Here is a 21,389-nt window from a genome sequence, read left to right as displayed (position 1 = left end):
GGCCGCGGCGCCCCACCCCCCCCCGGGGGCGCGGGGGGGGGCCCGGGGGGGGGGCGGGGGGGGGCGGCGCGGCCGGGGCCCCCCCCCCCGCCGCGGCTCAGAACAGCAGGTTGTACTTGTTGTAGCCGCCGGCCAGCCACTTGCGCGAACCGAAGATGTCCACGCTCGCCTTGCCGGTGCCCGGGTACAGCCAAAGAGTGCCGGCGGAGTCCCGCGCCATGATGTCCGCGAGGCCGTCGCCGTTGACGTCGCCGGAGGCGATCAGCGACGTGAAGTTCCAGCCGGTGCGGACGGTGATGCGGGCCGAGAACGGCGCGGTGGCGCTGCCCGTGCCCCGGTACAGGAACACCCGGTTGGAGGTGTCGCGCACCAGGAGGTCGGGCTTGCCGTCACCGCTGTAGTCACCGCGGCCGAAGATCTTGTAACCCTTCAGCGACCCGGTGGCGAACTTGACCCGTGCGTTGAACTCACCGTTGCCCTTGCCCGGGAACACCCAGCCGTTGCCGGCCGTGTCGGTGGCCACCAGGTCGGGGCGGCCGTCCCCGGTGACGTCACCGGGGACGGCGTACGAGGCGTAGGCACCCGACACCGTCGTCACGACGATGTCCTTCATCGCTCCGGTGACCGGGTCGCCCTTCATCAGGTGCAGCCGGCCGTCGGCCTTGTCGCGGTGCAGGATGTCCCAGCCGCCGTCCCGGTCGATGTCCGTCTGCAGGGCCCAGGACAGGGACTGCCAGCCCGACCCGAAGTTCGTGGGCGCGTTGAGAGAGGTGCCCTTGCTGGTCTGGACGGACAGGTTCCCGGACGGCGCCCGCACCACCAGGTCCGCACGGCCGTCGTAGTTGTAGTCGGTGTCGTTGATCCGCGGCTCGGCCGCCCAGGCGTACGGCGACACCTTGGTGAACACCGAGTAGGCGCCCTTGGCCGTGCAGCCCTCGACACCCCACGAAACAATGCCGATGACCTTGCCGCCGGCGATCAGCGGACCGCCCGAGTCACCGCTGCAGGTGGCCTTGGTGCCCGCGTCGGTGCCGGTGGCCGGGGTACCGGCGCAGATCATGCTGCCCTCGACGAAGTAGTCCTTGCCCAGGATCTTCCGCATCGAGGTGTCGCAGGTGGTGTCGCTGACCAGCGGCAGGCTGACCTTGCGCAGGTTCGTCGCCAACGCGTCCGACGCGCCCGAGGTGACCCCCCAGCCGTAGACGGTGGCGGTGGTGCCCGCCTTGTACAGCGCGCTGTCCTGCGTCTGGGCCAGCCGCAGCCACTGCTGCTTCAGCGGCGTGTCCAGGGTGAGCACGGCGATGTCGTTGCGCACCGTCGTGTCGTCGTACGAGCGGTGCTGCCACTGGCGTGCGACGCCGGTGAGGACACCGTCCGACTCGGTGCTGGTCACCCCGGAGTTGACGACGCCGTGGCCGCGCCAGTCGAGTCCGTTCACGCAGTGCGCGGCGGTGAGCACTTTGTTGGGGGCGACCAGGGTGCCCCCGCAGAAGTAGTACTCGTCGGTGGTCTCGTCGGCGTACCACAGCTGAACCATCCACGGCGCGGTGGCGATGGTGGTCCCGGTGCCGCCGATGATGAACGGCGACGGCTTGCTCGTGTCACCCGACGTGCTCGGCGTCGTGGGCGCGGACGCCGTCGGCTCCTCGGCCTGCTGGGCGGCGACCGCGCGGCCGGCGGAGGCCACGCGCGCACGCAGGGTGGCCTCGTCGGTGACCGTCTTGGCGGCGACGGAGTTGTCGACGGTGGTACGGACAGTACCGGCGCCCGGGAGGGCGGGGCCGTCCACCGCCTGGGCAGTGCCCGCCGCGGGCAGCGCGAGAGTCAACGCCGCACCCGACAGGCAGAAAAGGGCCGCGCGACGCATGAAGCCGCGCTTGACAGGTATCACTCGGTGTCTCCGGATCCCCCAGGAAAAAGCATCGGACTGCCCGAGGGACACACAGGCTGACGACGCTCAAGGAATCGGCGGCACAGACAACTTGGCCGTCCCCCACCGCGGAGCCCCCCTCCGGCGAAGCGATGCTAGGCCCCGGTGGCGGGGCCCGACCACCGCCTGCCGCCTACTCGGCGAAGTGTTCACCGGAATGTTTCCTTTTACCGTGAGAAATCCGCTCCGCGGCCGAGTCGCTGGTCACACCGCCCGCGGAGCGCACCGGCCCGCCCACGCACCCGACGCCGGGTGATCTCCGACGGCCTGTCGCCCGGTCGGCCCAGGGCGCCGGCCACTGCTGCCAACGCCGTGGCCGGGGGAAAGTGGTTCAGCTCCCAATGGGTGAATCCAGCCGTTCGGCAAGTGAGGGGCGGCGTGACCCGGGAAGTCCACTCTGCGTACCGGGCAATCGATGGGCAGGGAGCGTCCCTATGCCGAAGTTCCTGATCCAAGCCACCTATACGCCCGAGGGCACGAAGGGGCTGCTCAACGAAGGCGCGAGTGGCCGACGGGACGCCGTCGACCTGGTCGTCGCCGGCCTCGGCGGGAGGGTCGAGGCCATGTACTTCGCCTTCGGGGAGGACGACATCGTGCTCATCGTCGATTTCCCCGACCCGGTCTCCATGGCCGCCGTCAGTCTCACCGTCAAGGCCAGCGGTGCCCTCCGCACCCGGGCCACGCCGCTTCTCACGATCGACGAGATCGACGAGGCGGCCCGCCGACAGGTGAACTTCCGCGCCCCCGGTCCCGGTGCGGGGCGGGCGTGAGCGAGGCGGTGCGGGGGCGCTGCGGGTGCGGTGCCGGTGCGGGTGCCCCGGTACGGGTGCGGTGCCGGTGCGGGTGCGGTGCGCCGGTACGGGTGCCGGTACGAGCACGGGTGCCGGTACGAGCACGGGTACGGTGCGGCCTGGAAGGCTGCCGGTCGCGCCGCTTCAACAAGGCCCGTCCCCTTCTCAGTTGATGGTGACCACGCGCGCCCAGGGCGGCGGAGTGTCCGGGACGTAGTCGGGGTTCTCTTCCTCCGCGGCGCGGGCCGGACGGGGAAAGAGACCGACAACGGTGCGGCAGGGCGGCTGCGCGGTGGGCCACGGTGTCTGACCGTCCGTCAGGGCGACGATCACGTCCGGGCGGGGCCTGGAGCGGAGCGCCCGGGTGAAGCCGGAGCGCAGATCCGTTCCGCCACCGCCGACCAGCTCGATGTTCTCGGCGCGGCAGAGCGGGGCGGCGACCCCGGCCGCCGCGTCACAGGAGATCACCGAGACCAGGTCGCGCCGCCCGCCCACCGCCCGTGAGATCGCCGCGACCTCCAGCAGCGCGCTGCCCAGCTCGGCGTCGCTCACCGACCCGGAGGTGTCGATCACGACGCAGACCCGGGGCGGCGTACGGCGCAGGCTCGGCAGCAGCACTCCGGGGACACCGGCCGAGCGCCGGGACGGGCGCCGGTAGCTGTGGTTCTCGCCCGCCCCCGCCGTACTCGCCGCGGAGCGGATCGCGGCCCCCAGCAATCGCCGCCACGGCTGCGGAAGATGGAACGCCTGGTCAGCCCATCGGCGCCATCCCTCCGGGGCTTCGCCCGGCCGCCCCCTGATCCCCTCGGCGACCCGGAAGCGGACCGCGTCCCGCTGCTGCCTGCTCAGCCCGTGTGCCCCGTCGGGCCCCAGCTCCCACGGCCGGCCCTGCCCGTCGGCGCCACTGCCGCAGTCCAGCCACGCCAAGTCCCCGGTGAGCCCTGACATCGACGCCCTGCGCAGGTACTCCTCCATCAGCAGTCCTCCGGGCAGCCGCAGCAGAGACGGCAGCACCGCCCCGGCGGGCAGGGGCAGACCGTCACCGTAGATGTCGTCGTTGATCTCGAAGTCGGCGGCGATGTTCCGCCGGAGCCGCGCGCCGGGCCCGTACTCCTCGTGGTCCCGCGCATACCGCTCGCCCCGCCCGTGGTGGTCCCGGAGCAGATGGGAGACCTCGTGCACCCAGACGCCCGCGAGTTCCTCCACCGGGATGCGCGCGACGAAGCCGGGGGAGACGTAGCAGCGCCAGTGCGCGTCCACCGCCATCGTCGGCACCGACCGGTCCTCCACCACGTGCAGCGCGAAGAGCGCGCTCGCCAGGTAGGGACGGACCTTCACCGCGTGCAGCCGGGCGGCCAGCAGTTTCTCCATGTCCAGCGGTAGACCGGGCGGGCCGTACGGAGCGCCGGAGCCGGCCGGTGGCCTCGGCACGGTGGCCCGCACCGGGCGTGGCGGCGCGGGCCGGGCCATCGGGCGCGGCAGCGGGCGCTTCGCGTCCCGCGTCATCGGCGTACCCCCGTCGCGCGCCGGGCGTCCGCCGCCGCCGCGACCCGCCCCACCGACCGGTCCGCGCGTCGGGCGAGGCCGATCACCCCGACCAGCCGCTCCACCGCCGCCGGCACCTCCCAGTCGTCGCGCCGCAGCGAGGCCAGCGCCGTCGCGGGGGCGACCAGCAGGTCCGGGGCGCCGGTCTCCAACGCCCGGACCAGCACCGCCCAGCCCGCCTCCCACCGTGCCCGCTCGGGCCGCGCCCCGACGGCGGCCACCACCGCCTCCAGCGCGGCCTGCCGCAGATCGCCCCGTACCGGCAGCTCGGCGGAGGCCGGATCGGCGAGCAGCGACTCGGGGTCCGGCAGATCCATCCGGTCCAGATGGGCGAGGAGTTCGAGCCCCGGCCCGTCCCCCACTGTGCCCCGCACCAGCAGTGCCAGCACCTCCCGGGAGGCGGAGGCCGCCGTACCGAAGGCCAGCAGGGCCAACGCGGCCTCCCAGCTCCGAGGCGAGGGCCAGGCACCGCCGCGCCGCGTCTCCGTGCTGGGCAGCCGGTGGATCAGCGTCGGCCGGGCTTCCAGGAATCCGCAGACCGCGCGCCGGGCGAAGGCCACTGCCTCCGGCAACCGCTCCGGCACCAGCCGGGGCAGCTCCGCCCGGGGCCAGACCCCGCCCAGTCCGCGCACCACCACGTCCCGGTCGTGCACCCAGTACAGATGCACGAACCGGTTGGCCAGCGGCGGGCTCAGCTCCCACCCGTCCGCCGCCGACGCGCTCGGGTTGGCCGCGGCCACGATCCGTACCTCCGGCGGCAGTTGCAGCGCACCGACCCTCCGCTCCAGGACGACCCGGAGCAGCGCGGCCTGGACGGCCGGTGTGGCGGTGGAGAGTTCGTCCAGGAAGAGCAGTCCCCGTCCTGCCCGTACGAGTTCCACGGCCCACCGCGGCGGCGCCATCGGCACTCCCCGCACCGCCGGGTCGTCGCCGACGACGGGCAGCCCGGAGAAGTCGGTCGGCTCGTGGACGCTGGCGATCACGGTCGTCAGCGGCAGGTTGAGGGTAGCGGCGAGCTGTGTCAGGGCCGCGGTCTTGCCGATGCCCGGCTCGCCCCAGAGCAGCACAGGCAGGTCGGCGGCGACGGCCAGGGTGAGGGCTTCGAGCTGCTCGTCGGGGCGCGGCTCCGTGGTGGTCGTGCGCAGGAGGGCCAGGAGGTCGTCGGCGACGGCGAGTTGGGTGCCGGTTCCGGGTGCGCCGTCGGCGGTGGGTGCGGCGGTGAATGCGGGGGTGGGTACGGGAGCGCTAGGGGCCGGGAGCGGGCTGGGCAGGAGGGTACTGGAGGTCATGGGCATCACCTTGGGTGGGATGGAGGAACGGGACGGCCCGTCCCTGATGGCGTGGGCGTACGCCCGCCTTGGGCGTACCGCGCGTCATACGCGGCGCGAGCACGGGACTCAGGCGGGACAGCTGATCAACTGGTACTGGAGTACAGGCCGGTACGGGGCCGGGCCCGGTTGCTCCGCTTGCGGCGCACAGCGAGAGGCGTACGGCGGTCGAGCCGGGGACGGTGACCCGCCGCCGCGGGCCTCGGGTCCGAGTCCCTTACGCCCGCTGCCCCACCCGCACCGGGGTGTACGGCGGCCAGCCCCGAGCGGAAGAGTCCGTGGTCGACGCGGCGGGCCGCGGCCGACTCCAGTTCCTTCCGCAGCGGCCCGTCACGCAGAACCGCACCGGGACCGAGCAAGCCCTCGACCACGGCCAGCGCCCCGGCGACGTCACCATGGCGCAGCCGCTCGCGTACCGCGGGCAGTGCCTCCGGGTCACGGTGCACCTCGTCGATGGCCCGCAGGCAGGCGAGCGCGGGCCCGCCGAGCGCCACCAGCAGCTCCTCCCGGCGCAGTTGCGCCGGGTCGTGATCGATCGCTGACAGTGTGCCGTCCCGCAGCGCTATCCGGTGGACCTCACCCCGGCACTCCACCCGGTGCGGATCACCTGGCCGGAGGGCGGGGCCGGCCGCCGTACCCGAGCCGGACGGCGCTGCCGCTGAGCCGAACCCCGGCGCCGCTGAGCCGAACCCCGCCAGTGCTGTGGCGACGAGCGGATGCAGGCGATCGGCCGCGACCAGCCCGGCCCGCAGCAGCTCCAGATCCGGGAGGAGCCGGGCCGCCGCCTCCGGCAGCACCGGAAGCGCCGCGACCTCCTGCCGCGGCAGCGTCTTCCGCAGCGGCCGGAACGTCGGGGCATGGCTGTCGTCGGGGGCGATGAGTTCGAGCACGGCACGGCTCCGCGTACCGAGCCGCACGGTGAAGGCCCCGCGAGCGCGCTCCTCGGCCCGCAGCAGCAACTCGGCCTCGGCGGCCCAGCGTGACCGGGCGAATACGTAGGGCCGGTCGGACGGCACCCCGGGCGGCGCCTCGCCCGCGCCGCATCGCCACGCCAGTTCGCCGCTCCGCTCGGAGTCCCAGAGATGCCGGTGCAGGTCGAGCCGGAAACGCCGGTCGGGATGCGGATGCGGGTGCGGCGTATGCGGATGCGTATGCGGAAGGTGTCCTGGGACGTTGTTCCCGGACTCCTCCCACAGAGCCAGGGATATCCGCTGTCCCGCGTCCGCCCAGGCCGGCGGTGTCCGCACCACCAGATGCAGCGGCGCGCCCCCCGAACTCCGGTAATGGGCCAGGGAGATGGTGAGGCCGGCGCGGAGCCGCCCGTCGGGGGCGATCCGGGGCAGGTGCCAGCGGAGCAGATCCGGAGCCAGACGGCGCAGGTCCGCACGGAGACGGGTGACGAGCTCGGTGCCGTGGCGGTCGCGCGCGGCACGCAGATCAAGATCGATGTCGACCCGGGCGGCGGCGCACGCCCCGGCCCAGTCACCCACCGCACGCCGTGCGGTGGCGGTCTCGATCATGGACGGTGGCACGGCGTACTCACGCACGCGCTGCCACATCAGCAGGTGGGTCGGAATCGCAAACGCGAAGTGATGTGCCATCAGCAATCACCTTGCGCGAACGATGCCCCCGATCTGTACGAGGAGTAGTTCTTCATCCCCGGTATCATAAGCACCGCGTTGAGGATCTGTCAGTCCCCCTCGACCGCGCATCGCCCTCGCTCGACGCCCGCCGCAGCGCCCGTCCACGCAAGACGCTCGGCTGGGAGACCCCAGCCGAGCGCCTCGCCGAGTCGCTGACAACAGCCGCTTGGCCAGTCGGTGTTACGCCCCTTGGAATTCGCCACCGGGAGGGTTTGCGCTGCCGACGTGGCCTCCCGGTCCTGTCCTGCCGGACAGGACCTGGGCTGCCTTCAGGTCAGATCGTCGGTGTCTCGTCGACGATCTCCTTGTGCGGCTCGACAATGAACTTCCAGCCGTCGCTGGGCTCCATGAACCGCACTCGGGTCGGGTAGATGTCCAGGGCGCGGCGGTCGCGGTTCTGGCTGCTCGTGTTCTTCCGCCCCCGGGTCGGCTCCTCGAACAGGTCGACCTTGACGTCCGGCACCGCGACGACTTCCTCGCTCCAGCGCTGAACGATCCCCGCGCCGAACGCATCCCGCGCGGAAGAGTAGAGCGACTCCAGAGATTCCTTGTTCCCGCCGGGCACGAAGAGTGCGAGATTCAGGAGGACGCCGGCACTCTGGAGAAGCTCGATTTCTTCCCCCGCCTTGTCGGCGACCCAGATCCCGCGCTCCTCGGCATTGTCCGGGAGAACATGGATTTCGTCACCGAAGATCGTCCTCGCCGTGAAGGAGCCTCCCTCGAAATTCTTACCCGGCTCCGTAAGGAAAGCCGGGGCGTAGCAGTCGAGAGGAAGGCCATTCATCTCCGCCGAGACAAAGATTTCGTCCTGGAGGCCCAGCTCTGAAACCTCTCCGGCCGTAAGACGTCGAGCCGCAACCTTCTCGGTATTCACGCCATTCCCCTTTTTTCGTGGCACCTGTGAATTCATTTGAGACTCTATCATGAAAACGACCGGCCAGTTCCCGTTACATAATCTTCGCGGTCACGCCGGTACTGGTCAACGCTCCGAGTAATTTCCTCCCGCCGGCGAAGCGCGGGAATCGTGGAGAAATACGATGGGGCCGAGAGGTTACCTACCTCATTCGGCTGTTTTTCGACAACGGAGTCAGTCGTCAAGAGAATGCGAGCGGCTGAACCTGGCCTGTCGGCGAGGGCGACGGGCACCTCGCCAACCAGCATGTGCAACGTTTGCTGTCGTCCGGCCAGAGTGAGGCCCTCGACGCGCTCAACGGCCACTGGGGCAAGGTCAAGAACAAGCACGCCAAGGACATCGCCGGTGCCGCCCGCACGATCGCGGGTGCTCTGGACAACGCCGCCACCGCGATCGAAGTCATGAAGTACGCGGCACTCGGCCACCTGGGCGTCCTGGCCGGCAAGGCAGGCGTCTCCATTGCCCTGATCCCGGTCACCGGCGGCCTGTCCATGCTCATCGGCGGTGCGGCGATCGCCATCGCCCAGCAAGCCATCCGCAAGGTGATCAAGGAGTGCATGGAAGAAGTCGTCGGTTACATCGTCTCGGCGATGACCGAACCGGCCGTCGCCGCACTGGAGAACATGGCCGCGGATCTGGCGGTGCAGATCGGCGCCAACGCGCTGGGCTTCCAGGACGGCATCGACATGAACCAGGTCGGCCAGTCGGGCAAGGAGGGCTTCCAGGAGGGCATGGCGGGCGCCAAGGACTCCCTGCGTCTCGCTTCCGCCGACGGCCCCGGACCCTCGTCCGGTAAGGGCGTGCACATCGAGCACTCGGAGCACGACCGCGCCGGCACCAAGCTGAACCTGGTCAGCATCGACATTCACGGCAAGACCGCGGGCAAGCTGGCCAAGGCCAGGACCCACCACGGCCGCACCCGGGGCAAGGACGACATCGCCGGCGCCCTGGACCCCGTGGTCGACAAGGCGATGGAAGCTCTCGGCAAAGCCAACAAGGTGATGGGCGACCACCTCGGCACGTCACTGCCGAAGGCGGTCAAGGAGATATCCGAGAGCCAGAAGAAGATTGATCTGGACATCAAGGAACGGCTGGCCCGGCAGGTCAGGGTGCCCGACCACGGAGACGGCGCCCCGCGCCCCGGAAAGCGTCCGTACTCCACCCGGAGCAAGCCGGACACTCTGAAGAACTCCAGGGACGAGCCGCGCCGCAACGCCATCTCGCTGGAGAAGAAGATCTGCGAGAACGACCCGGTGGACGTGGCCACCGGTGACGAAGAGAACGGGGGCTACAAGGAGATCAAGGTACCTAAACCCGACATCCCCGAGATCCAGCCGGATCTGTCGAAACTCCCGAAACACTTGAGGTAACCGTTCATGACGAACAATGACCTGCCGCAGAACTCGGCGGACGTCGTGGCTGCGGCATGGGAATACGTTCTGTCCTACGGCCCGGAGCGGATCGACCCGATCGTGCCCCGCACGGCCTACGGACACCCGTCATTGCGGGAACTCTTCCCCATGGTCAGCCACGGGGTTCTGTACTTGAGCCGGTGCACCAGATACCCGTGGACGCACGATGTCGGGACCGCCTTCCCCCAGGCCGTCGGCGGGTACCGAGTGCGTCGCGAGTCCGACAACACACTCATCGGGGAGGTGGACACGGTGGAGGAAGCCTACGAGTTGATCGCTGACAACCTCCCCGAGGGCTGCGGACCGGCCGTCGACGGCACCCCGGACGACCTGTGACTTCTGATGCGGAGGACTCCGCCCGCGTTCCCGCCACACCCCCTGTCCTTGACTACGGGGACCGGTGACAGGGCCGGACTGGTCCGAGCCGGGCCGGGCTGACCCGGGCAGGGTGTACAACCAAACGCGGCTCCGGATGGTCACTTCCTCGCCCATGTGATCGTGGCCGAAAGGAAGCCTCTTTCTGTGAGACCTCATAACCCACTGAGCGCCGTCAGCGCGGCGGGCGTCGTCTGCGTCGTCGCGGGCACGCTGCTCAGCGCCGCGGCCACCCCGGCCGGCGCGGCCGTGACATGTGCCTCTCCGGTCTGGAAGGCACAGTTCTACGCCAACACCACCTTCAGCGGCACCCCCAAGCTGACCGCCTGTGACAGTGCCATCAACGAGAACTACGGGACCGGCGCCCCGGCGGGTGTCGCCCTGCCCCGGGACAACTTCGGCGTGCGCTGGAGCGTCACCCGCGACTTCGGCTCGGGTGGTCCGTTCACGTTCTCCGCCGCGTCCCAGGACGGCATCCGCGTCTACCTCGACGGCGTCCGCAAGATCGACCTGTGGCGGAACGTCTCCAGCACCCAGAGCAAGAGCGTCGATCTCACCGTCCCCGCCGGCACGCACACCCTGCGCGTCGACTTCGTCGCCTGGACCGGGGCCGCGAACGTCAAGTTCTCCTACACGCCCCGGACCACCGCCGCGGTCGACAAGGTCCGGCCGCTCGCCCCCACCGCGGTGACGGGCAGGCTGGACAACGCCACCGCCAAGGCCGTGGTCTCCTGGGCGCGCAACAAGGAGATGGATCTCGCCGGCTACCGCCTCTACCGGCGGGAGTCGGGCAGCACCACATGGGCGTACGTCGGTGTGACCACCGGCACCTCGCTCTCCGACCTGCCCACGGTCGCCGGCCGCACCTACTACTACGAGGTCCGGGCGTACGACAAGGCCGGCAACGTCTCCACGGGCAGCGCGGACGTACCGGTCACCAGCATCGCCGTGGCCCCACCGGCCGCGCTGACCGCGCAGGGCCTGGACACCGGCAACAAGCTGACCTGGAAGGCGGTGCCGGGAGCGGTGAAGTACTCCGTCGAGTGGCGCGCCAACGACGGTGGCATCCGCTTCCTCGGTACGACGACCACCACCGGTTACACCGACACCGCGGCCCCCCGGTCCGAGAAGCGGACGTACCTGGTGCGGTCCATCGACGGGGCTGGCCGGTACTCCGGCTACGCCGGTGTGGAGGTGCTGCGCCCCGTCGCGGCGCCGCACGAGGTCACCGCCCGGGCCGACGCCGATCGGGCGGTACTGACCTGGAAGGTCAACCCGGCGAAGGACGGGAGCTATTTCGACTTCCACGTCTACCGCTCCACGTCCCTGCCGGTCGGCACCACCGGCGAGCCGGTGCGGTGCGATGTGCGGTCGACCACGCTCGCCGACGGGCGGAGGCAGTACACCTGCACCGACACCGCCACGGCCGCCGAGACCACGTACCACTACGTGGTGAAGGGCTACGACAACGGTGGCCGCGAGTCGGTCGCCTCCAACACCGCGTCCGTCACCACGCTCGTCCCCGCCCGGGACATCACCCCGCCGGCCGCCGTCAGCGGGGTCACCGCCGAGGCGACCGAGTACGGCATCGCGCTGAACTGGAAGGCCAATACCGAGCCGGACCTCGCGCGGTATGTGGTCTACGTCGGGGAGGTACTGCGCGGCGACGACGGCGAGACCGTGTGCAGCGGCGGGGAGTACGCGTACCTCAACAAGTCCACCACGCACTACCTGTACGCGGCGAAGCCCGACGGCGGCGAGCGCTGCTTCTGGATCGACGCCGTCGACACCAGCGGCAACTCGAACTACCGGTGGACCAAGGCGGCCGACGTCAGGATCGTCACCGCGCTGGACCTGACACCGACGGTCCCCACTCCCCCGGGTTCGCCCCTGTACCTGAACGCCCAGACGGGGACGGGGAGCGCGGTGGAGCTGTCCTGGAACGCGGTCGAGGACGCGACGGGCTACCGCGTGTACCGCTGGGACCGGGCCGCGGGCCGGTACGAGCCGCTGACCGGTGCCGACCCGCACGCGTTCACGTGGTACACGGACACCACGGCGGCCTCCGGCACGACCCACTACTACTGGGTGACGGCCGTCCTCGCCGACGGCACGGAGACGGCCCCCGGCTCGGACTGGGTCCCGATGCCGCCGACGACCGGCTGACGGGCCGACGACGGGCAGACGGGCCGACGGGCCGACGGGCCGAGGCGGGAATCGTTGTTTCCTTGGCCCGGCAAACCTGCGGGGCGGGCGCTGCCGGTAGCGGGTATCGGCCGGCCGTCGGCCGGTGTGTTCCCCTACGCGTACGGGAGGCCGCGGGAGCGGTGGGGGGAACGGGGGACACATGAAGTCGGCGCGGAACAGGGTGGCAGGGGCCGTGGCATGGCTGCTGATCGCTGTCGTGGTTCTCGGCCTGGGGGTGGCGACGGCCTTCGAGATCCCCGACGCGCTGGAACGGGAGCGGGAGTTCCGTGCCGCGCCGGCGTGTGCCTCGGTCCCGGTGAAGGCGTCGGGGTGCCTGTGGGAACAGGAATTCACCGTTCGGCGGGCCGACATGCACCGCGGCGAGAAGGGTGAGCCGCCGGAAGCGGAACTGTCGCTGTCGTCCGGTGAGCCGTGGGAAGTGACGTTCCAGCGAACTGATCCGGTGGCGTCGGACCTGGGGCCGGGAGACAAGGTCGTCGGCCTGATCTGGCACGGGCGCGTCGTCGAGATACGAGCCGACGACGGACGGCGGCAGCAGACGTCCGACGGGCCCCTGGGGTGGCCCGAGGACCGCCTCGGCGGCGCACTCGCCTGCGTCTCCTTCGGCCTGCCCGCCCTCGTCGGGAGCCTGTGGCCACTCTTCGCCCGGGGCAACCGGCGTCATGCGAAAGCGGGTTCCATGGTGCGGTGGCACGGCGTCGGCATGGGTGCCGCGGCCATCCTGACGCTCTGGGCACAAGCGGCCAACGACTGGCCGATGTGGGCGATCCCGGCGATCTGGGGGCCGCTCGCGCTGATCCTCCTGGCCTCCATGGTGGCCTTCGCCATCGCCGCCCTCCGCGGCGACCTGGATGACGACACCGCGCCCACCACGTAAGTACCACCGTCACGGCCGTCGTCGGACCGACCCCGGGGCCGACCGCGCGGGACGAGGTCGGGGTGTCGGTGCGGGCGAGCCTTACTCACCGCACGGGGAAGCCGAAGGAGTACCCCTGCTGCCTCAGCCAGGGCAGCACCTCGCGCAGAGCTGCCACGGTCTGGGAGCGTTCCCCTCCCGCGTCGTGGAACAGGACGGTCGGCCCGTTGGAGATCTCCCTCTTGACGGTGGCGACCATGGTGTCCGCGCCGGGACGCTCGAAGTCTCTGGAGTCGACGTTCCAGCCCAGCGGCCGCATCCCGTGGGACGCGGCGAGTTGCCGGCTGTACGGGGTGAACGCACCGCCCGGGGCCCGGTAATACTGCGACCGGACGCCTCCGGACGCCTTGATGATCATGCGTTCGGCATCCATGATCTGCTGGGACTGGTAGGCCTCGGACTTGGTGTCCATGGCGGTGTCGTGCGAGACCGTGTGGTTGCAGAGCCGGTGCCCGGCCGCCACGATCTCCTTGACCAGGTCCGGGTACGCCTCGGCCTGCGGGCCCACCAAGCAGAACGTGGCCTTCGCGTCGTTGTCCTTCAGCAGTCGCAGCACCTGCGGCGTCCAGGCCGGGTCCGGTCCGTCGTCGATGGTGATGTTGACGCCCCGGTCGCCGCGGTCCGAAGCGTGCACGATGTCCGCCGCCACCTTGGTCACTTTCCCGTCCTGGCGCTCGGCATCCGGCGCAGAGACACTCGCTTGCGGCTGCCGGCCTCCGGCGGGGTCGGCCTGCGCGGTCCACAGTGAGGCGGCAGCGGCCACGACGGTCACCCCGAGCGCCGCCGCGACAAGCCGGCCGTGCCATCCCCTTGCCTGATGCCTTGCCATGTCCGCCCGCCCCTTCGCTGTCTCCGTCGATGCCGTGCGCCCATGAAGACATACGAACGCCCGCACAAGATCCCTCTGTTACGGATCACGGACGAATCCGCAGGGGGCCGGCGACAAACGCCGGAATTCCGCGACAGCACCCGGACCGGATGGCGAACTCCGGTTCAGCCAGGCCGGCAGGGAGCTGGTCGCTGCCGGAAAAAAGGGCGCCCCCTGGGAAGGGGGCGCCCTTTCTCACAGCGCACTCGGCTGAGGCCGTGTCAGACGGTCGTCACGGGTTGTCAGGAGGCGGAGCCGGCCTTCTGACGGCGGCCGACGAAGACCACGACGGCGCCGAGGGCCGCCGCCGCGCCCGCCGCCGCAGCGAGCTGCGGGAGGGCCGAGGGGGAGCCGGTGCTGGCGAGGGAGCCGGTGCCGGCGGGGTCGGCGGAGTCCACCGGGGTGGTGGACGTGCCGCCCTGCGGCTTGCTGTCCGGGGTGTGCGGGGTGTCCGGCGTGGTCTTGCCCGGCTTGGCGTCGTCGACGTCGTCGACGGCGCTGCCGGCGGCGAGGAGCTCGAACTCGTACTCGGTGGACATGTTGCCGCCACAGGACTCGTCGTCGTTGACGTAGTCACCGGCGACGAAGGCGAGACCGTGCCCGGCCGGAGCCTCGGCGTCGACCTTCAGGCGCAGCTTCACATCGGCGTGGGCGCCGGCCTTCAGCGGACGGATGGAGCCGGCGGTGCTGCCCTGCACGTTCTTCCAGGCCGGGGACGCGGTGGTCGACCACTGCAGGTGGAAGGCGTCGTCGATGACGTTGTAGCCGCCCTTGTCCGTCGCGTGGAAGTAGACGCGCGGGGAGACCTCGTCCAGCGTCTTGTCCGTGCCGTTGGTCACGCGGAGCGAGAAGTCGGTGGTCGAGGCCGCGACGATCTTGGACGGCAGGCCGGTGACGACCGTGCTGAGCTTGCTCTCGAAGACACACCCCGGCTCGTCCGGCTCCGTCTCCTCCTTCTTGGCGTCGGCGAGCGCCTTGTCGGCGGCCTCCTTCGCCTTGAGGGCCTCTTCCGGCGCGTTCTGGACCTTGGAGTACTCCCGGGCGGCGGCGACCCGGGCGTCATCGGCGACCTGGCCGGCCGTCGCGGCCTTGGCGTCGGCGGTGGTCTTGGCCTCCTCCGCGGACACGGCGGCGGCCTCGGCGTCGGCCACGGCCTTCTCCGCAGCCGCCTTCTCCTCGGGGGTGGCGGTCTCGGGCAACGCGGCGAGCGCGGCCTGGGCGTCGGCGAGCGCCTTGTCGGCGTTCTCCTTGGCGGTGGCGGCGTCGGCCGCCTCCTTCCTGGCGTTCTTCGCGGCGACGGTGAGGGGCGCCTCATCGGAGAGGGCGGCCTCCAGGACGACCCGCGCGGCCTCCCTGGCGGCTACGGCGTCGTCGTACGCCTTCTGCGCCTTCTCGGCGGCCTTCTCAAGTTCCTCGATGGAAGGCTTGTCCCGCTCGCCCTGCTGCTGCGCCCGCGAGGCGGCGGACGGATTGGCGTCGGCGAGCGCGGGGGTGACGGAGAGCAGGATGACGGGGGTGGTCACGGCGGCGGCGACGGCCGTGGCAAGGATGCGGCGTATGTTCAACGGAGTCCTTCGCGGGTCCGAAAGCGGATTCAACAAGCGGATTCAGCAAGCAGGTTCAACAAGCGGGTTCAGCAAGCGGGTTCAACAAGCGGGTTCAGCAGGCGGGTTCAGCAAGCGGGTTCGAGAAAGTGTGTGAGGCAGCCGCTGCGGTAGCACCCACGCAGGGCTTCGTCGGTGATCGTATGACCGAAAACACCGTTGTCGGAAGCAGGTTAGGGAGGCGACGAGCGCGGCACACCACTCTCACACGGCGGGCAATTGCCCCCATAAAGGGATAGTTGCTTTCCCTGTACGGGTCACTTTGGTGATCCATGTCATTCCGCGGAGGCGTGGGGAGCCGACCCCTCGCCCCGGCATGGTGAGGTGACGCGCGCCAGGTCCTGACCCCGAGGTCAGAGCGGGGTACGCCCCGCCGCGGCCCGTCCTACCGTCAGCGCCTGTCCGCGTACCCTGCGCCAGTTCATCGGTGGTGCCCCGCGCGGCACGCCCGGACGGTGACGCGGCAGCCGTACGCGCAGCGCGCCCGGTGCGATCCGGCAGCGTACAGGGGCGGGCACGGTGAGGGCCTCGCCGTCGACACCGACGGGGATGGAAGGTGCGTCGGCTTCGATGACGACTTCCCGGGCGGTGGCCGAGGTCAGCCCGGGGCCACGTCGGCCGCGAAGCATCGAGGCCGCCTGGACCGCGTTGTCGACCTTGACACCGAGCACTCCCAGGACGCCGGAGTCCAGTCGGTCCCGGTATCCCAAGCCCGCCGGATCCCCCATCCGGTAGGGGTTGTTGCTCACCAGGACGGCCTGGGGTCCGTCGATGGCGACGGAATCGGCGCGCACCTTCAGGAGCGGGCCGCTGTGGTGGGTGAGCAGGTCCGGCAGCATCTGAAGGGTCGTACGGGCCTTGTCGCCGCGATAGGCCGGGCTCTGCACCACGGTCGCGTACGCGCCGAAGGAGGCGTTGTTGACGAAGACGCGCTCGCGGCCTTCCGCCGGGGGCGCCCCCTCGCCCATGGAGCCGCCGCCCATGGAGTCGCCGCCCATGGAGCCGCGCATGGAGCCGCCGCCCATGGAGCCGCCGCCCATGAAGCCGAGGTCGACGCGGAGTTCGACGCCGTCGGTGAGGGCCTGGAGGCACGCCGAGGGGTCCTCGCGGTCGAGGCCGAGGTCCATGGCGAAGTGGTTGCGGGTCCCGGCGCAGATGACGACGAACGGAACGCCGGACTGCGCCGCCACGCCCGCGACCAGGGCCTGCGTACCGTCGCCGCCCGCGACGCCGAGCAGGTCGGCGCCGTCGTCCACGGCCCGCCGCGCCAGCTCGGCCACGTCCTGCGGATGCGCGGGGTCCAGCACGACGACCTCGGCGCCGAGAGCCCTGGCCCTGTCCACCAAGTGGAACCTTCCGACCTTTCCGGCGCCCGAGCGCGGGTTCATGATGAGGAACGGGCGTCTCGGAGGAGCGACCCGGCGTTCCGGCGGGCGCGCCGGGCCGGGCTCCGCCAGTGCTGTTCTGCCGGCGGAGACGGCCAGCGTCCACAGGGCGAGCGAGACGAGCACGACCCACAGCACTCCGGCGAACGCGTAGAACACCACGACGGCGACCGGTGCGCCGATCGCCAGTATGAGAGCGAGCGCCCTGGCCGCGCCCGCGTGCGCGAGCACCCACCACACGCCGGCGGCCGTCACGGCCAGCCCCGCCAGCCCCACCCCCACCAGTACGACGCTCCGCAGCCCGGCGAACACCAGGAGGACCAGCAGCGCCGCCGTTCCCGCCGCCAGTGCGAGGCGTGCGGCCCAACGCCTGTCCACGCGATCAAGCCTCCCGCCGATGAAAAGGCACCGCTCCGGTCCTCCATCCCATGGGCGCGGTCCGCGAAGCGCATCACCCGGTACGGGTGACCGGCTCCCGGCCCTCGCGTGGCGATCTACGGCTGAGCGCACGACCATGGGAATGCCTACTGACGCCTGCTGTCCATGGCCACCTGGGGTGGTGCGCATGCATCCAGCAGCCGGGGCACCGCTGGATCCCTCCGGGGATCCGCTGCTCGCGGCGAAGTTCTCGGTCCCGGCCGTCGCCCGCGGCTTCGTCCGCAGAAAACGGCTTCTGGACCGGCTCGCCGATGGCACGAACGGACCGCTCACCCTCGTCACAGGCCCGGCAGGGGCCGGGAAAACCACCCTCGTCTCCTCCTGGACACGGTGGGGGACGGCCCCGGGACCGGTGGTGTGGGTGACCCTGGACTCCTGCGACACCCCCGGTGTCTTCTGGGCCTACGTCGTGGACGCGTTCCGCCGCGGACTGACCGGACTCACCGGACTCACCGGACTCACCGCGCTCACGGAGCTCTCCGGTGAGCCCGGCGTGCCCGGCCGCGCCGGCGGCGTCGATCACTCGCTGCTGGTCCGCCTCTGCTCCGCCCTGGAACGGCTGCCCGAGCCGGTGGTCCTCGTACTCGACGGGCTGGACAAGGTGCCCGGCCGGGAGGTGGCATCGGGCCTGGAATTCGTCCTGGACCACGCCGGGCCGCAGCTGCGCCTGGTCGTGACCAGCCGGGTGGACCCCTCGCTGCCGCTCCATCGTTACCGTACCGAGGACCGGCTGTACGAGATCAGGGGCGGCGATCTGGCGTTCACCCCGCACGAGGTGGCCGTGCTGCTGCGCGGGCACGGCCTGGTGCCGGGCGCGGCGACCGTGCGGGCCCTCACCAGCCGCACCGAGGGCTGGGCCGCCGGGGTACGGCTGTGCGCCCTGGCCATGCGGGGGTCGGGCGACGCGGACGGCTTCGTCCGGTCGTTCACCGCCTCCGAGCACGCGGTGGCCGACTACCTGCTCGCGGAAATCCTCGACGCCCAGCCCGCCGCGACCCGGGAGCTGCTGCTGCGCGTCAGCATCCTGGACCGGGTGCACCCCGATCTCGCCAACGCGTTGACCGGACAGGAGGACGCCGAGCTGATCCTGACGCGGCTGACGCGTGCCAACGCCTTCGTCGAGCCCATCGGCGACACACGGTGGTGCCGCTTCCACCCGCTGTTCGCCGCGGTGCTCCACGCACACCTGCGCGGCCGGCGGCCCGGCCTGGAACCGAGGCTGCACCGCCGGGCCGCACGCTGGTTCGCCGATTCCGGGCAGATCGCCGAGGCCCTGGCGCACGCGGTGGCGGGCGAGGACTGGCAGTACGGCGCCACCGAGGCCGTCCAGCACCTGATGGTCGGGCGTCTGCTGGCCGACCCCGGCCCCGACCCTGACCCCGGCCCCGGGGCCGGAGGGCTCGAAGAGCTCTTCTCCCGCATGCCGTCGGATGTCCCGGGAGCCGAACCCGCCCTGATCGCGGCAGCCTGCCGGCTGTCACGGCACGACTCCGCGGGCTGTCGCGCGCACCTCGCGCGGGCGGAGCACGACCTGTACCGCGAGGGAGCACGGCCCACCCCCGAGGCGCACCTCACCCACGCCCTGCTGCGGCTGCTGTCCGGGTCGTACGAGCAGCGGCAGACGGGGGCGGACGACGCGACGGCACCACACGCCGGGGAGCTGGTCGGGGAAATGGTCGGTGAACTGGTCGGGGAACTGATGGGGCGGCTGCCACCGCTCCGGATCAAGGAGCACCCCGAGATCGAGGTGCTGCGACAGTACGGGCTGGCCCAGGCCCTGCTGTTGTCCGGGCGCCTCCACGACGCCGGCGCCGCACTCGCGGAGGCTGTGCGGTCCTGCGGGGCCGAGGTGCCGCCCCTCGTACGGCACCAGTGCCTGGGGCGGCTCGCCCTGGCCGAGGCCGTCGACGGTGCGCTGACCGCCGCGGCAGACCACGCCCGGCGCTCCCTCGGCGTCGCCGAGCAGCACCGCATACCCGAGCCCCGCCGTTCTGGGGCCGGTCAACTGGCGCTGGCCGTCGTGGCGTTCGAACGCGGCGATATCCGCACCGCGATGCACCACCTCGGCCCCGCCGAGGCGCTCCCCGACACCCGAGACGACCCCTTGCTGCTGACCGAGACAGCGGTCCTGTGGTCCCGGGTGGAACTGGCGCGGGGCCGGCAGTCGGCGGCCCTCGCGCCCCTGGACGACATCGGCGACGCACTCGGCGACGCACCGGACCACGAACCTGGCGACGCACCGGACGACGCACCCCACGACGAACTCGGCCCGCCCTCCCTGCCCTGGCCCGCCGAACGCCGGGCCGTCGCGCGCTCCGCCGTCGCCCTGGCCCGCGGAGACCACGCGACGGCGATCTCCGTCCTGGACGGGGCCGAAGCCGAATCCCTGGACGGGGCCGAAACCGAATCCGGCGGCCCGTCCCGGACCGTCGCCCTCGCGCTCGCCCACCTCGCCGCCGGGCACACCGAGACCGCCCTGCGCCTGGTCGCACCGGTCGACGGCGCACCGGGGCTGACCCTGCCCGACCGCGTACGGATCCGGCTGCTGCGGACCCGCGCCGCGCTGCCGGACGGCGACCCCGCGACCACGCACGCCCTGCTCGCCCAGGCTCTGGACGCGGCACGCCCCGAACAGCTGCGGCAGCCTTTCACCGAGGCCGGACCCTGGCTACGGCATCTGCTCCACCGTCCGGACTGCCCACTCGGCGTACCTGCCTGGCTCACCGCGCGGCCACCGGACCGCCGGGACGACCCGGTCCTGATCGAACCGCTGAGCGGACGGGAACGGGAAGTGCTCGCGCACCTGGAGCAGATGATGTCCACCGACGAGATCGCCGCCGCGCTGCACCTGTCCGTCAACACCGTCAAGACGCATCTGCGGGGCCTCTACCGCAAGTTGTGTGTCTCCCGCCGCCGGGAAGCGGTCGAGCGCGGCCGTGAGCTCCGCCTTCTGTGAGTTGCCGGCCCTGCCGTGCGCGGTCACCTCCCGTGGGTGATGCCGTCCCGCCGCCGCGACGGGGAGCATGCGGAAGGAAGCACGGTTCACGGACGCGGGAGAAGCGGAAACGGGAGAAGCGGAGACGGGAGCGGTGGGGCGCATGCGGTACGAGTTCCGTGTCACCGGCCACGTCTCGGCGGTCCTCGCCGAGGGGTTCCCGGAGCTGGACAGGGTGCTGGCCCCCCGGCAGACGCTGTTCATCGGTGAGGTGACGGACGAGGCGCATCTGTACGGGCTGCTGAACCGCTTCCGGGATCTGGGCCTGCGCGTCGACGAGATGCGCCGCCTCGCGGACTGATACGGACCGGCATCTCACCCGTACCGGGTGAAGCGTCCCGCCCCCCGGATCACCCACGCTCGAACAGCGGGGGATACCGCGGGGGGACGGCTCGGATCGGGATTGGGAGTGGGAGAAGGCAATGGACGGTTCCGTGTACCTGGCGTACGACTATCCGGTTCTGGGCGCGTTCTGGACCATGTTGTGGGTCTTCCTCTGGGTCCTGTGGTTCGTCGTGCTCTTCCGGGTCATCGTGGACATCTTCCGCGACGACTCCATGAGCGGCTGGGCCAAGGCCGGCTGGCTCTTCCTCGTGATCGTTCTTCCGTTCGTCGGCGTCCTCGCGTACGTCCTCGTGCGCGGCAAGGACATGGGCAGGCGCGAGACGGAGCATGTCCGGGCGCAGCAGAAGGCGTTCGACAGCTATGTGCGGGAGACCGCCAGGGGTGCGGGAGGCACCAGCGAGGTCGACGAACTCGCGAAACTCTCGGAGATCCGCGCCAAGGGCGACATCACCGATGAGGAGTTCCGCCGGGCCAAGGAGAAGATCCTGCACTGACGGAGAAGGTCCCTTTGATCCCCGTACGGCCGGTCCGTACACGGTCCACGACCGCGTATGGACCGGCCGTCGGCGAACAATCTTCGCGAGAGCAACACACAGAATACGCACAGCCTCCCGCAGGTGCCGTTACGTTGTTTCCCGCTCGATCATGGGTGCGAACGTGAACAGGTCGCCGGAGATCCTGGTGGCGCAGTCA

15 protein-coding genes and 1 pseudogene are annotated in these 21,389 nt (G+C 71.2%); 8 read left to right on the top strand and 8 right to left on the bottom strand.

What is annotated here, in order from left to right:
* Positions 1 to 97: 97 nt before the first annotated feature.
* Positions 98 to 1,891 (bottom strand): trypsin-like serine protease, encoded by a 1,794-nt coding sequence (locus ACFRKB_RS23345; RefSeq protein ID WP_383108296.1) that lies wholly within the window; start codon positions 1,889 to 1,891, stop codon positions 98 to 100.
* A gap of 473 nt (positions 1,892 to 2,364) precedes the next feature.
* On the opposite strand from ACFRKB_RS23345, the gene ACFRKB_RS23340 reads away from it, so the two are divergent.
* Positions 2,365 to 2,700 carry a GYD domain-containing protein gene (locus ACFRKB_RS23340; protein ID WP_383108295.1) on the top strand — a complete coding sequence of 112 codons (336 nt, stop codon included), beginning with the start codon at positions 2,365 to 2,367 and terminating at the stop codon, positions 2,698 to 2,700.
* A gap of 186 nt (positions 2,701 to 2,886) precedes the next feature.
* On the opposite strand, the gene ACFRKB_RS23335 is transcribed toward ACFRKB_RS23340, so the two are convergent.
* The 4 genes from ACFRKB_RS23335 to ACFRKB_RS23320 form a co-directional block, all read right to left on the bottom strand.
* Complete coding sequence (locus ACFRKB_RS23335) at positions 2,887 to 4,092, bottom strand: vWA domain-containing protein (RefSeq protein ID WP_383108351.1); 1,206 nt, start codon at positions 4,090 to 4,092, stop codon at positions 2,887 to 2,889.
* Positions 4,093 to 4,223: 131 nt separating this feature from the next.
* Complete coding sequence (locus tag ACFRKB_RS23330; protein WP_383108293.1) at positions 4,224 to 5,555, bottom strand: AAA family ATPase; 1,332 nt, start codon at positions 5,553 to 5,555, stop codon at positions 4,224 to 4,226.
* A gap of 125 nt (positions 5,556 to 5,680) precedes the next feature.
* Positions 5,681 to 7,195, bottom strand: a complete 1,515-nt coding sequence (locus tag ACFRKB_RS23325) for a hypothetical protein (protein ID WP_383108292.1) — start codon at positions 7,193 to 7,195, stop codon at positions 5,681 to 5,683.
* A gap of 316 nt (positions 7,196 to 7,511) precedes the next feature.
* Positions 7,512 to 8,111, bottom strand: coding sequence for a hypothetical protein (locus tag ACFRKB_RS23320; RefSeq protein ID WP_383108291.1), 600 nt, complete (start codon positions 8,109 to 8,111; stop codon positions 7,512 to 7,514).
* Positions 8,112 to 8,374: 263 nt separating this feature from the next.
* Here ACFRKB_RS23320 and ACFRKB_RS23315 point away from each other — a divergent pair.
* From ACFRKB_RS23315 to ACFRKB_RS23300, 4 genes and pseudogenes are all read left to right on the top strand, one after another.
* Positions 8,375 to 9,424, top strand: a pseudogene (locus ACFRKB_RS23315) (type IV secretion protein Rhs); the annotation flags it as partial.
* Between the two features lie 102 nt (positions 9,425 to 9,526).
* Positions 9,527 to 9,898: a DUF6193 family natural product biosynthesis protein gene (locus ACFRKB_RS23310; RefSeq protein ID WP_383108290.1), complete on the top strand. Its 372-nt coding sequence runs from the start codon at positions 9,527 to 9,529 to the stop codon at positions 9,896 to 9,898.
* Between the two features lie 186 nt (positions 9,899 to 10,084).
* Entirely contained in the window at positions 10,085 to 12,103 is a 2,019-nt protein-coding gene (locus ACFRKB_RS23305) for a PA14 domain-containing protein (RefSeq protein ID WP_383108288.1), read from the top strand.
* A gap of 214 nt (positions 12,104 to 12,317) precedes the next feature.
* On the top strand, positions 12,318 to 13,022 hold the full coding sequence (locus tag ACFRKB_RS23300; RefSeq protein ID WP_383108287.1) for a hypothetical protein: 705 nt from the start codon (positions 12,318 to 12,320) through the stop codon (positions 13,020 to 13,022).
* 85 nt (positions 13,023 to 13,107) lie between these two features.
* Here ACFRKB_RS23300 and ACFRKB_RS23295 read toward each other — a convergent pair whose 3' ends face one another.
* From ACFRKB_RS23295 to ACFRKB_RS23285, 3 genes are all read right to left on the bottom strand, one after another.
* Positions 13,108 to 13,890 carry a polysaccharide deacetylase family protein gene (locus tag ACFRKB_RS23295; RefSeq protein WP_383108285.1) on the bottom strand — a complete coding sequence of 261 codons (783 nt, stop codon included), beginning with the start codon at positions 13,888 to 13,890 and terminating at the stop codon, positions 13,108 to 13,110.
* A 281-nt stretch (positions 13,891 to 14,171) separates the two neighbouring features.
* Complete coding sequence (locus ACFRKB_RS23290; protein WP_383108284.1) at positions 14,172 to 15,494, bottom strand: peptidase; 1,323 nt, start codon at positions 15,492 to 15,494, stop codon at positions 14,172 to 14,174.
* A 392-nt stretch (positions 15,495 to 15,886) separates the two neighbouring features.
* A complete protein-coding gene (locus tag ACFRKB_RS23285) occupies positions 15,887 to 17,296 on the bottom strand; it encodes a diacylglycerol/lipid kinase family protein (protein WP_383108283.1) in 1,410 nt (469 codons plus the stop codon).
* A 187-nt stretch (positions 17,297 to 17,483) separates the two neighbouring features.
* On the opposite strand from ACFRKB_RS23285, the gene ACFRKB_RS23280 reads away from it, so the two are divergent.
* The 3 genes from ACFRKB_RS23280 to ACFRKB_RS23270 all read left to right on the top strand — a co-directional run bounded on the left by ACFRKB_RS23280 (position 17,484) and on the right by ACFRKB_RS23270 (position 21,190).
* Positions 17,484 to 20,312: a helix-turn-helix transcriptional regulator gene (locus ACFRKB_RS23280; RefSeq protein WP_383108282.1), complete on the top strand. Its 2,829-nt coding sequence runs from the start codon at positions 17,484 to 17,486 to the stop codon at positions 20,310 to 20,312.
* Between the two features lie 142 nt (positions 20,313 to 20,454).
* Positions 20,455 to 20,652, top strand: a complete 198-nt coding sequence (locus ACFRKB_RS23275; RefSeq protein ID WP_383108350.1) for a hypothetical protein — start codon at positions 20,455 to 20,457, stop codon at positions 20,650 to 20,652.
* A gap of 121 nt (positions 20,653 to 20,773) precedes the next feature.
* Positions 20,774 to 21,190 carry an SHOCT domain-containing protein gene (locus ACFRKB_RS23270; protein ID WP_383108280.1) on the top strand — a complete coding sequence of 139 codons (417 nt, stop codon included), beginning with the start codon at positions 20,774 to 20,776 and terminating at the stop codon, positions 21,188 to 21,190.
* The last annotated feature ends 199 nt before the right edge of the window (positions 21,191 to 21,389 follow it).

Origin of the sequence: Streptomyces scopuliridis (genome assembly GCF_042790125.1) — a bacterium.
In the GTDB taxonomy this organism is placed as follows: domain Bacteria; phylum Actinomycetota; class Actinomycetes; order Streptomycetales; family Streptomycetaceae; genus Streptomyces; species Streptomyces scopuliridis_A.
Note: the sequence above shows the minus strand (reverse complement) of the source record. Positions and strands in the feature narration are given on the sequence as shown.

What these genes read in the sequence shown, in the direction of transcription:
- ACFRKB_RS23275 (WP_383108350.1), top strand. Translation starts at nt 20,455, where the DNA reads ATGCGGTACGAGTTCCGTGTCACCGGCCACGTCTCGGCGGTCCTCGCC.
- ACFRKB_RS23270 (WP_383108280.1), top strand. Translation starts at nt 20,774, where the DNA reads ATGGACGGTTCCGTGTACCTGGCGTACGACTATCCGGTTCTGGGCGCG.
- ACFRKB_RS23295 (WP_383108285.1), bottom strand. Translation starts at nt 13,890, where the DNA reads ATGGCAAGGCATCAGGCAAGGGGATGGCACGGCCGGCTTGTCGCGGCG.
- ACFRKB_RS23280 (WP_383108282.1), top strand. Translation starts at nt 17,484, where the DNA reads ATGCATCCAGCAGCCGGGGCACCGCTGGATCCCTCCGGGGATCCGCTG.
- ACFRKB_RS23335 (WP_383108351.1), bottom strand. Translation starts at nt 4,092, where the DNA reads ATGGAGAAACTGCTGGCCGCCCGGCTGCACGCGGTGAAGGTCCGTCCC.
- ACFRKB_RS23310 (WP_383108290.1), top strand. Translation starts at nt 9,527, where the DNA reads ATGACGAACAATGACCTGCCGCAGAACTCGGCGGACGTCGTGGCTGCG.
- ACFRKB_RS23330 (WP_383108293.1), bottom strand. Translation starts at nt 5,555, where the DNA reads ATGACCTCCAGTACCCTCCTGCCCAGCCCGCTCCCGGCCCCTAGCGCT.
- ACFRKB_RS23340 (WP_383108295.1), top strand. Translation starts at nt 2,365, where the DNA reads ATGCCGAAGTTCCTGATCCAAGCCACCTATACGCCCGAGGGCACGAAG.
- ACFRKB_RS23325 (WP_383108292.1), bottom strand. Translation starts at nt 7,195, where the DNA reads ATGGCACATCACTTCGCGTTTGCGATTCCGACCCACCTGCTGATGTGG.